This is a genomic window from Synechocystis sp. CACIAM 05 (assembly GCF_010222815.1).
Classification (GTDB): Bacteria; Cyanobacteriota; Cyanobacteriia; order Cyanobacteriales; family Microcystaceae; genus Synechocystis.
In genome coordinates this window covers 941,256-952,367 of sequence record NZ_CP019225.1, presented here as the reverse complement: position 1 = coordinate 952,367, position 11,112 = coordinate 941,256, and the positions used below count along the sequence as shown (strand labels likewise).

Here is an 11,112-nt window from a genome sequence, read left to right as displayed (position 1 = left end):
TTACCATTGAAGTTAAAAATTGCCGATAAATGAACCGTGCCTCCCCCATAACCAAAGCTGTGCCAGGCCTCTGGGCAGTGATCACCACCTTTTGGCCCCAAATTCGTGCCCAGTGGCGACTCTTGCTGGTAGCGATGGTGACTTTGCTGGCGGACGTGGGGTTCCGACTGTTGGAACCCTGGCCCCTCAAGCTGCTCATTGATAGGGTATTGATTCCCGCTCAAACTCAACCGACCTTGGCTTTTTTCGGCTTTACGAATCTCGATCCGGTTTGGCTCTTGGTCTTAATTGCTGTCGGGGTGATTATCATTGCCGTTAGTCGGGCGATCGCCACCTATTGGAATAGTGTCAGTTTGGCGATCGTTGGCAGCCGCGTTATGGCTCAAGTGCGAGATCAACTCTATGGCCATCTACAACGGCTTTCTTTGCGTTACCACTACCAAGCCCGCAGTGGCGATCTGATTATCCGGGTGAGTAGCGATGCCAACCGTCTCCAGGAAATTTTGCTCACGGCGGCGTTGCCCCTGGTGGTTAGCTTTTTAACTTTGGGGGGGATGGTAGGGGTAATGGCCTGGCTAGACCTGAAATTAACCCTTTTGTCCTTGGTTACTTTTCCCCTATTCTGGTTGGCCGCCAATCGTTTAAGTGCCAAAATTCGCCATGCTTCCCTCACCCAACGTCACCAGGAAGGGGCCGTTGCCTCCACCGCCGCTGAATCCCTCGCCGCCATTAAACTGGTCCAAGCCCTTTCCTTAGAACAGGCCTTTGCCGATCTGTTTAGCCGCCAAAATCAACGGAGCCTCCTAGAAAACATTGAAACTAAACGATTAGCAGCCAACTTAGAGCGATCAGTGGACGTGTTGATTGCCCTCGGTACAGCTTTGGTGATGGGTTTCGGAGGCCATCTGGTCATTGAAGATGCTCTGACAGCGGGAACGGTTTTGGTATTTTTAACCTATCTGCGCAATGCCTACAAACCGGTGCAGAATTTTGCTAAATACACAGGTCGTCTGGCCAAGGCGGCGGCATCAGGGGAACGAATTTTGAATATTTTGGCAGAAACCCCCGATATTCAGGACAAACCAGGGGCTATTACTGCCCCATCTCTCCAGGGATTGATTGAATTTAAACATGTTTCCTTTGGTTATCATCCCGACCAAGCAATTCTTAAGGGGTTGAATTTAACGGTGCAACCGGGGGGAAAAATCGCCCTCGTTGGTGCTTCCGGCAGTGGTAAGTCCACCCTTTTGAGTCTTTTACTGCGCCTGTATGACCCGACAGCAGGGGAAATTCTTATCGATGGTCATGATCTGCGGAATTATCAACTAACGAGTCTGCGGAACCAAATGGCAGTGGTATTACAGGAGAGTTTATTGTTTGCGGCAACGATTCGGGAAAATATCGCCTATGGCATAGAGGGGGCAACGATGGCAGAAATTAAAGGGGCGGCCCGTTTAGCCAATGCCCATGAATTTATTCTGGAACTGCCCCAGGGTTACGATACGGTGGTGGGAGAACGAGGCACTACCTTGTCCGGTGGGCAAAGGCAACGGTTGGCGATCGCCAGGGCCGCCATGCGACAAACCCCCATTCTGATCCTGGATGAACCCACCAGCGGCTTGGATAAAGTTAATGAACAGTTGGTTTTTGAAGCCCTAGAACGGTTAGCGGAAAATCGCACCACTTTTTTGGTAACCCATAATCTGCAGTTGGCGATCGCCGCTGACCAAATCCTTTACCTCGACCAGGGACAAATCAGGGAACAGGGCACCCACGCCGAATTACTGGCTCGTCAGGGGGTCTATGCTGATCTCTTTCAACGGCAAACCTTCGCCACCGTTACCGAATCCCTGCGGCGTTAACCATGGCTGAAATTTCTCCTGACCCCCAAATACCTTGGCTACCGTTAGCCCTCGATCGCCAGTTGGCTCAACAGCACCTAGCTAGTATTTTTCCCGGTTTACGAGGGGTCAAGAAAACCGAGCTTCTACGCCATAAACCTGGGCGACGGGCATTAATTGCCTATCATCTGGAAACCGATGGGATGGAAGGAATTATCCTTGGCAAAATTCGCGCCAAGGGCACAGATTACAAAAGCTATGGCTCTCAACGGGCGTTATGGGAAAACGGGTTCCATGGGCAAAGTGAAGATGGATTATCGGTGCCAAAACCTTTGGGCATTGTTGAACCCTGGCAGATGTGGCTCCAACGATGGGTTCCCGGTCAACCTGCGACAGAATTATTGATTACCCGTCCCGACTTACCGGAAAAAATTGCCGCCCTAGCCCACAAAATCCACAGCCATTCTGTTCCCACAAACAAAACCCATACCATTGCCACTGAATTACAAATCCTTGGCGATCGCCTGCGGGAGTTCGTCCACCAGCAACCCCGGTGGCAAAAACAAATTCAGCATTTTATTGCCCAGAGTGAACGGCTAGGAGAGCTTTTAGATCAGTCTCCCCATCCTGTCACAACCATCCACCGGGACTTTTACCCTGACCAAATTTTGGTAGATGGCGATCGCCTCTGGTTGGTGGACCTCGACCTCTATTGCCAAGGCAATCCCGCCGTTGATCTGGGAAACTTTATCGCCCATATGACCGAATATAGCCTCCGTACCTGGGGCAATCCCGATGCCATGGTTAGGCAAGAACAAACATTAAAAACTGCTTTTTTGGCCAAACAGTCTAAAAAAAATCCCCACCTTAGCCAAGCCATCGATATTTACATCATCCTCACCCTAATGCGCCACATTACCATTAGTTGGCGTATTCCCGCCCGTCGTCCCCATATCCCTGCCCTAATTGCCCTGTGTGGCGACCGCCTACTTGGGATGGAAACAAATTAGCAATGGGGTAAAAATAACAAAAAACTTAAGATTAAATGAGGCCGATTCCAATCCATTTTTTGTGGCGATCGGGCAATTTCCGTAGCAATATTTAATTCCCAAAGCAAATCCCCCACCAACGAGGGCAGGGGACAAGCTTAATTACCTAACAGATGATTTTCGTTAACCGAACTTACCCGCTGTGGAAGCAATTAGGAATGCCGCATAGGTGAGCACATAACCAACGGTGAAGTGGGCTAAACCAACCAAACGGGCTTGAACAATGGACAACGCAACGGGCTTATCTTTCCAACGAACCAAGTTCGCCAAAGGAGTGCGCTCGTGGGCCCAAACGATGGTTTCAATCAACTCTTGCCAGTAACCCCGCCAAGAGATCAAGAACATGAAGCCGGTAGCCCAGACCAGGTGCCCGAAGAGGAACATCCAAGCCCAAACTGACAGATTGTTGACACCGTAGGGGTTGTAACCATTGATTAACTGAGCAGAGTTCGCCCAGAGGTAATCTCGGAACCATCCCATCAGGTAGGTGGAGTTTTCGTTGAACTGAGCAACGTTACCGCTCCAAACACCGAGGTGTTTCCAGTGCCAGTAGAAGGTCAACCAACCCAAGGTGTTCAGCATCCAGAACATGGCTAGGTAGAAGGCATCCCAAGCAGAGATGTCGCAGGTACCGCCACGGCCGGGGCCATCACAGGGGAAGGAGTAACCGAAGTCTTTTTTGTCCGGCATCAACTTAGAACCACGGGCATCCAGAGCACCTTTGATCAAAATCAGGGCAGTGGTGTGCAACCCTAGGGCGATCGCATGGTGAACCAAGAAGTCGCCAGGGCCAATGGTCAAGAACAGAGAGTTGGTGCCGCTGTTGATAGCATCCAACCAGCCGGGTAACCAAGCGGCTCCAGTGGTGGAAGCAATGCTGTCAGGATTGGAGAGCAACACGTCAAAGCCGTAGAGAGCTTTACCGGAAGTTGCTTGAATCCATTGGGCAAAAACGGGCTCGATCAGAATTTGTTTTTCGGGAGTACCGAAGGCCACCACCACATCGTTATGGACATAAAGACCAAGGGTGTGGAAGCCCAAGAAGAGAGACACCCAGCTTAAGTGGGAAATCAGAGCCTCTTTGTGTTCAAGCATGCGGGCCAGCACATTATCTTTATTAGCCACGGGATCGTAATCCCGGACAAAGAAGATGGCACCGTGGGCAAAAGCACCAACCATCAAGAATCCAGCAATGTACTGGTGATGGGTGTAGAGTGCTGCCTGGGTGGTGTGGTCCTGGGCAATAAAGGCGTAGGAGGGCAGGGAGTACATGTGCTGCGCCACCAGGGAAGTAATAACCCCTAAGCTTGCCAAGGCTAAGCCGAGTTGGAAGTGGAGGGAGTTATTGATGGTGTCGTACAGGTTGGTATGGCCTGCGCCGGTTAGGGGACCTTTATGGGCATTAAGAATTTCTTTGATGCTGTGGCCAATGCCCCAGTTGGTGCGATACATGTGACCAGCAATGATGAAGATCACGGCGATCGCCAAATGGTGGTGGGCAATGTCCGTCAACCAGAGAGCTTCCGTTTGGGGATGGAAACCACCCAGGAAGGTCAGGATTGCGGTACCAGCACCTTCAGAAGTACCAAAAATGTGGCCAGCAGTGTCGGGATCCGCCGCATACACGCCCCAGTTGCCGGTGAAGAAAGGCATCAAACCAGCGGGGTGGGGAGGAGTGGACAGGAAGTTATCCCAACCAACGTGTTGACCCCGGGCTTCGGGAATCGCAACGTGGACCAAGTGACCAGCCCAAGCCAAGGAGCTAACCCCGAACAAACCAGCCAGGTGGTGATTTAAGCGGGATTCGGCATTTTTGAACCAGGCTAAGCTAGGACGGAACTTCGGTTGGAGGTGTAACCAGCCTGCAAATAAAAACAGGGAAGCTAACACTAATAGGAAGACCGCACCAGAATAGAGCTCTTGGTTGGTGGTCATACCAATGGTGTAGAACCAGTGGTAAACCCCGGAATAAGCAATGTTAACCGGGTTAGAAGCCCCAGCTTGGGTGAAAGCATTGACAGCTCCCTCGCCAAAGTGGGGGTCCCAAATCGCATGGGCGATCGGGCGAATGTTTAAAGGATCTTTAATCCATTGTTCAAAATTACCCTGCCACGCAACGTGGAAAAGGGTGCCAGACGTCCACAGGAAAATGATGGCGATGTGTCCAAAGTGGGAGGCAAAAATCTTTTGGTAAAGATTTTCCTCGGTCATCCCATCGTGGGTTTCAAAGTCGTGGGCCGTAGCAATCCCGTACCAAATACGCCGTGTAGTCGGGTCTTGGGCGAGATCCTGGCTAAATTTAGGAAATTTAGTTGCCATAGCTTTTTCGGAAATTCTCCTCGTTAAGCAAGCAAAATGAGGCTAATGCAGAAGCGCTGCTCATTTCCGGATTGTTAAAGCCACTATAACAAGGGGTTATAGGGGTGAATATGGGGTAAAAGCGAAATTAAAACCGCTTCTATTAAATGCTGGGGAGGGTGGAGGGCAGGGGGAGGATTAAGGATAGCAAAAACCTCAGCCAATCCCCCTGGTTTATCCCGGAAAACCCAACTTCAGCTCAAAGTCTAGCCAATGGAAAGACTGCGGGCGAGGAAGAACGCCCAGGTGGTAACAATACCTCCGAGGAGATAGTGCGCTACACCGACCGCACGACCTTGAATGATGCTCAAAGCGCGGGGTTGAATGGCCGGAGCCACATTCAGCTTGTTGTGAGCCCAGACGATGGACTCGATCAACTCTTGCCAATATCCCCGTCCACTGAACAGGAACATGAGGCTGAAGGCAAAGACAAAGTGTCCGGCGAGGAACATGATGCCATAGGCCGACAGGGCGGAACCGTAGGAGTTGATGACGTTGGCGGCTTGGGCCCAGAGGAAGTCCCGCAACCAGCCGTTGATAGTGATGGCACTCTGGGCAAAGTTGCCTAGGGTTACGTGGGTGACACTGCCATCGGGAGCAACCGTACCCCAAACATCAGATTGCATTTTCCAACTGAAGTGGAAGATGACGATGGAAAGGGAGTTGTACATCCAGAACAGACCGAGGAAAACGTGGTCCCAACCAGATACTTGGCAGGTACCGCCACGACCGGGGCCATCACAGGGGAAACGGAAACCGAGATTCGCTTTATCAGGGACAAGGCGAGAACTACGGGCATACAGAACCCCTTTGAGGAGGATCAATGCCGTTACGTGGATGGTGAAAGCGTGGATGTGGTGAACCATGAAGTCGGCAGTACCCAGGGTGATGGGCATCATGGCGACTTTACCGGCAACGGCAATGGTTTCTCCGCCAAAGGCATAGCTGGCAGTGGCCAAGGCGTTGGGAGCGGTGGCTCCGGGGGCCAGGGTGTGCAGGTGCTGTACCCATTGGGCAAAGATTGGTTGCAGTTGAATGGCCGTGTCGGAAAACATGTCCTGGGGACGGCCTAAAGCCCGCATGGTGTCATTGTGGATGTAGAGACCGAAGCTATGGAAGCCGAGGAAAATACATACCCAGTTGAGATGGGAAATGATGGCATCACGGTGGCGCAGCATCCGATCCAGCAAGTTATTAACGTTTTTGGCGGGATCATAATCACGCACCATGAAGATAGCGCCATGGGCACCGGCTCCTACGATGAGGAAGCCGCCAATCCACATGTGGTGGGTGAACAGGGATAACTGCGTAGCGTAATCGATCGCCTGATAGGGATAGGGCGGCATCGCATACATGTGTTGTGCAACGATGATCGTCAAAGAACCTAACAGGGCGAGGTTAATGGCTAATTGAGCGTGCCAAGAAGTAGTCAGGATTTCATAAAGTCCTTTGTGACCTTCCCCAGTGAAGGGGCCCTTGTGGGCTTCGAGGATCTCTTTCATGCTATGGCCGATGCCCCAGTTCGTGCGGTACATATGACCGGCAATGATGAACAGGACGGCGATCGCCAAATGGTGGTGAGCGGTATCAGACAACCAGAGGCCGCCGGTGACTGGATTCAATCCCCCTTTAAAGGTGAGGAAGTCCGCGTAGACTCCCCAGTTGAGGGTAAAGAACGGTGTCAAACCTTGGGCAAAGCTGGGGTAGAGTTCCGCCATCTTGCTCGGTTCCAAAATAAACTCGTGGGGAAGGGGAATGTCCTTAGGAGCAACCCCAGCATCCAAAAGTTTATTAATGGGCATGGAGACGTGGATCTGGTGACCCGCCCATCCCAAGGAGCCTAAGCCCAACAAACCAGCCAAATGATGGTTCATCATCGACTCCACATTTTGGAACCATTCCAACTTGGGAGCTTTGACGTGGTAGTGGAACCAGCCAGCGAACAGCATCAGGGCAGCCATAACCAAACCGCCAATGGCGGTGCAGTAGAGCTGATAGCTGTCGGTGAAACCGGAGGCCCGCCAGAGATAAAACAGGCCAGACGTAATCTGAATACCGTGGAAGCCGCCGCCCACATCTCCGTTCAAGATGCCTTGACCAACAATGGGCCAAACCACTTGGGCACTGGGTTTAATGTGGGTAGGGTCGGCTAACCAACCTTCGTAATTGGAAAATTTCGCGCCGTGGAAGTACATTCCACTTAACCAAACAAAGACCACAGCGAGGTGCCCAAAGTGAGCACTGAAGATTTTGCGCGAAACATCTTCTAAATCGCTGGTCTGACTATCAAAATCATGGGCATTGGCATGGAGATTCCAAATCCAAGTGGTGGTTTTGGGACCTCTAGCTAAAGTCCGGTCGAAGTGACCCGGCTTGCCCCACTTCTCGAAGGAAGTTGGTACCGGATTGTTATCAACCGAGACTTTGGCCTTAGCCTCTCTTTCGGGTGGACTAATTGTCATGCAGGGTTCTCCTCGCTCGACAATGAACTATTAAGGGTTTCCTATGCAGAATAGTGTAATAGAGGAAGCGTAAAAAAGGGAATTAGTTTTCGCTTCATAATAACGATGTTAAACCTTGCACAGATAGGCGTTTTCAGCAAACATCACTAGAAGATAATACGGCCTCCCCCCCCCTAGGCAAGACCTGCGTAACAATAATTAAAAATTGCCCCAGCCCTGACCAGTTCTAGCTCCTAGATTTTGCAAAGACTTACAAAAGTCAAGACAAAGTTGAACTTTGTTACAAAAATTTACAGCATTTTCATCAACTTACAACTGATAGCAATGGGCACCGTCAAAAATTAGATAGAAATTAATCAATGTTGTTGCTATAACAGCTTTAATTTTAAGAAATGTTAAGAAGCGGATTTTGACAATGATCTCCATAGATAAAAGTTATGATCGCCCTTGGAACGAGGGGCAAGTTTTACAAATTGGCTCAGAGTCCGCACGGGAAAATCAGCCCGATGCTCCGGCTTGGACTTTACTGGAGTGTTTTGCGGAGGTTAAAAACCCTTGGTTGACCCTCAGGGGGGAACGGTGGCGGGATGATCGGGAAAGGAAATTGGATTATTGGCGGGTGGAAAAGGCTGACTCTTTAATAGTGTTGCCTCAACAAGGCGATCGCCTGCTTTTACCCCATCCCATTTTCCGGCCGGGTATAGGTAGGGCAACTTGGGATTTCCCTGGAGGGCGGCTAACAGATCTAGCTAAGGTGGAGCTAACTTTGGCTGAAATCCTTCATCGGGAACTGGAAGTGCCTCCCCATGCCATTGCCGAAATAACTCCCCTCAATGACGGGGGTTGGGCCGTCAATAGCTCTTTTTCCAACCAAAAGCTATATGGCTATTGGGCCAGGATCGATGGAGATTTTCGGCTCAGCCCCAAGGCGATCGGGGCCGAGTTCCAAGTCCCCTCACAACTGGTAGATTTGCTGAGAATTTTGGACTGTTTGCAATGTCGAGCACTGCTGCGGGAATGGCAACAGATTAATACCCTATTTACGTAATTCGGATATTTATGTAATTCGGATCAAACTCTCAAATTTTCCCTTGGAGTGGACTGCCACCCCGTAGCCTGCCTCTTCCTCCAATTACCCAGACTTATCATTCACTTAAGCAAATGGTTGTTGATCTGGAATTTTATTTCCCCTATGATATGGTGTAACAAATAACACTGTTTCTATGCATCTAGATTCTACCATTGTTGCTTGACTATGGTAATGCCCCTTTGGGGCCTGGATAAGATCAGCCATTTGGGCTGTCACTTTGGATGTATTAGCTTTCCCTGTCTGGGTTCTGGCAGTCCCAGGTTCCTAGCACCGAGTAAGCCGGAAAATTCTTCGGTGACCGGGATGTTTTGACGGCGAAAGTGGAATCTTGTTAACAAAATTTCCCGCAACCCCCATGTTAGAAAGTTTAAGTCGAATTATCTGGCTAGTACCTTGCTACGCTCTTTTGGGTGCCCTGTTAGCGGTCCCCTGGTCACCGGGCTTAACTCGACAAACGGGGCCAAGGCCGGCAGGCTATATAAGCACATTAATGACCTTTGTTGCATTTTTGCATAGTCTGTTGGTGCTTATACATATTTGGCAGCAACCCGCCATCGATCTTTCCTTCCCCTGGCTACAGGCCGCTGACTTAGAAATTAACTTTGATTTAAAAATATCCACTGTTAACATCGCCGCCCTGGTTTTGATTACTGGGTTAAATTTGGGGGCACAGATTTATGCCATCGGATACCTAGAAAGGGATTGGGGCTGGGCCAGATTTTTTTCCTTAATGGCTCTGTTTGAGGCGGGATTATGCACTTTAGTGTTGTGTAACTCCCTGTTTTTCAGCTACGTTGTCCTGGAAATTTTAACCCTAGGTACTTATCTTCTCATTGGCTATTGGTTCAATCAATCCCTAGTGGTGACCGGGGCTAGGGATGCGTTTTTAACTAAACGGGTTGGAGATTTAATTTTGTTAATGGGGGTAGTTGCCCTCCTGCCTTTGGCCGGAAGTTGGAATTATGATGATTTGGCCCAATGGGCTGCTAGTGCAGACTTAAATCCCACCGCTGCGACCCTGCTTTGTTTGGCCTTAATTGCTGGACCTTTGGCTAAATGCGCTCAATTTCCTCTCCATCTCTGGTTGGATGAAGCCATGGAAGGTCCAATTCCCGCCACTATTCTAAGGAATACATTGGTAGTTGCAACGGGAGCGTGGGTTTTGGTAAAGGTACAACCGATTCTGGCCCTTTCTCCTGTGGCTTTGACTGTCATGATTGCCATCGGTTCCGTAACGGCGATCGGTGCTGCTTTAATTGCGATCGCCCAAATAGATATTAAGCGCTTCCTTTCCTATGTAGTTAGTGCTTACATGGGCCTAGTGTTTATTGCCGTGGGTACTGGTCAAGGGGAAACGGCTCTACAACTGATTTTTACTTACACCTTTGCCATGGCAATTCTGGTGATGTGTGTGGGGGGCATTATTCTCAACAATGTGACCCAGGATTTGACCCAATACGGTGGTCTTTGGAGCCGTCGTCCAATTTCTGGTTTGAGTTATCTGGTAGGGGTTGCATCCCTTATTGCCCTACCTCCCTTTGGGACTTTTTGGGCTTGGCTAAAACTGGCAGAAAATCTATCAGCTACATCCCCTTTGCTAGTGGGGGTATTACTAGTGGTGAACCTGCTGACTGCTTTCAATGTAACCCGTGGATTTTGTTTGATTTTTGGTGGTGAAGCTAAGCCGATGACCGTCCGATCGCCAGAGGGATTGTGGGCATTGGTGTTGCCCATGGTTGTGACAGTAGGTTTTGCTCTACATCTGTCCCTAATCCTAAAGCAAGGAAATTTACTACCTGATTTTGCCGACATTAATTGGGGCTTAAGCTCGGTCCTAATTGCGTCTAGCTTACTGGGTGTGGGAAGCTCAGCCTTTATTTACCTCAATCCTAAAATCACTAAACCAATTGACTTACCTTTGCCTGTAGTACAAAACTTTTTTGCCTATGACTTGTATACAGATAAGTTCTACAAACTCACTATTGTCGCCGTCATTGATTCAATTTCTCGCTTAATTAATTGGTTTGATAAAACCTTTGTGGACGGAGTGATTAACTTAATTGGGATTGTAACAATTTTTAGTGGTCAGAGTTTGAAATATAACGTTTCTGGTCAGACGCAATTTTACGTTCTTTCCATTGTCCTAGGCCTGACTTTAATTGGCGCCTTTCTTAGCTATTCTTTGCTTGGCCAAGCATTTTAAGCCCAAGACCAGGAAAATCAACTGCAAGCCAAGGCCAATGAATGCAATCTGTTCAAATTTGATTTTCCATTGGCAAGATTTACCTTCACCCAACTGACTTATCACCTCT

At 49.5% G+C, this 11,112-nt stretch carries 6 protein-coding genes; 4 read left to right on the top strand and 2 right to left on the bottom strand.

The genetic code is table 11. The features are described from left to right. Positions 1 to 29 precede the first annotated feature (29 nt). Together BWK47_RS04495 and BWK47_RS04490 are read left to right on the top strand one after the other, a co-directional pair. A complete protein-coding gene (locus BWK47_RS04495; protein WP_162327719.1) occupies positions 30 to 1,862 on the top strand; it encodes an ABC transporter ATP-binding protein in 1,833 nt (610 codons plus the stop codon). 2 nt (positions 1,863 to 1,864) lie between these two features. Next, positions 1,865 to 2,851, top strand: a complete 987-nt coding sequence (locus BWK47_RS04490; protein WP_162327718.1) for a phosphotransferase family protein — start codon at positions 1,865 to 1,867, stop codon at positions 2,849 to 2,851. Positions 2,852 to 3,013: 162 nt separating this feature from the next. Here the strand turns inward: BWK47_RS04490 and psaB are convergent, their stop codons facing one another. Next, positions 3,014 to 5,209, bottom strand: a complete 2,196-nt coding sequence (gene psaB / locus BWK47_RS04485) for a photosystem I core protein PsaB (RefSeq protein WP_162327717.1) — start codon at positions 5,207 to 5,209, stop codon at positions 3,014 to 3,016. Positions 5,210 to 5,454: 245 nt separating this feature from the next. After that, the gene (gene psaA / locus BWK47_RS04480; RefSeq protein WP_162327716.1) at positions 5,455 to 7,710 is read right to left on the bottom strand and encodes a photosystem I core protein PsaA; all 2,256 of its coding nucleotides are present in this window, start codon (positions 7,708 to 7,710) and stop codon (positions 5,455 to 5,457) included. Positions 7,711 to 8,125: 415 nt separating this feature from the next. On the opposite strand from psaA, the gene BWK47_RS04475 reads away from it, so the two are divergent. Together BWK47_RS04475 and BWK47_RS04470 are read left to right on the top strand one after the other, a co-directional pair. Then, a complete protein-coding gene (locus BWK47_RS04475) occupies positions 8,126 to 8,758 on the top strand; it encodes a hypothetical protein (protein WP_162327715.1) in 633 nt (210 codons plus the stop codon). A 397-nt stretch (positions 8,759 to 9,155) separates the two neighbouring features. Beyond that, the gene (locus BWK47_RS04470; RefSeq protein WP_162327714.1) at positions 9,156 to 11,003 is read left to right on the top strand and encodes an NAD(P)H-quinone oxidoreductase subunit F; all 1,848 of its coding nucleotides are present in this window, start codon (positions 9,156 to 9,158) and stop codon (positions 11,001 to 11,003) included. Positions 11,004 to 11,112: the final 109 nt, after the last annotated feature.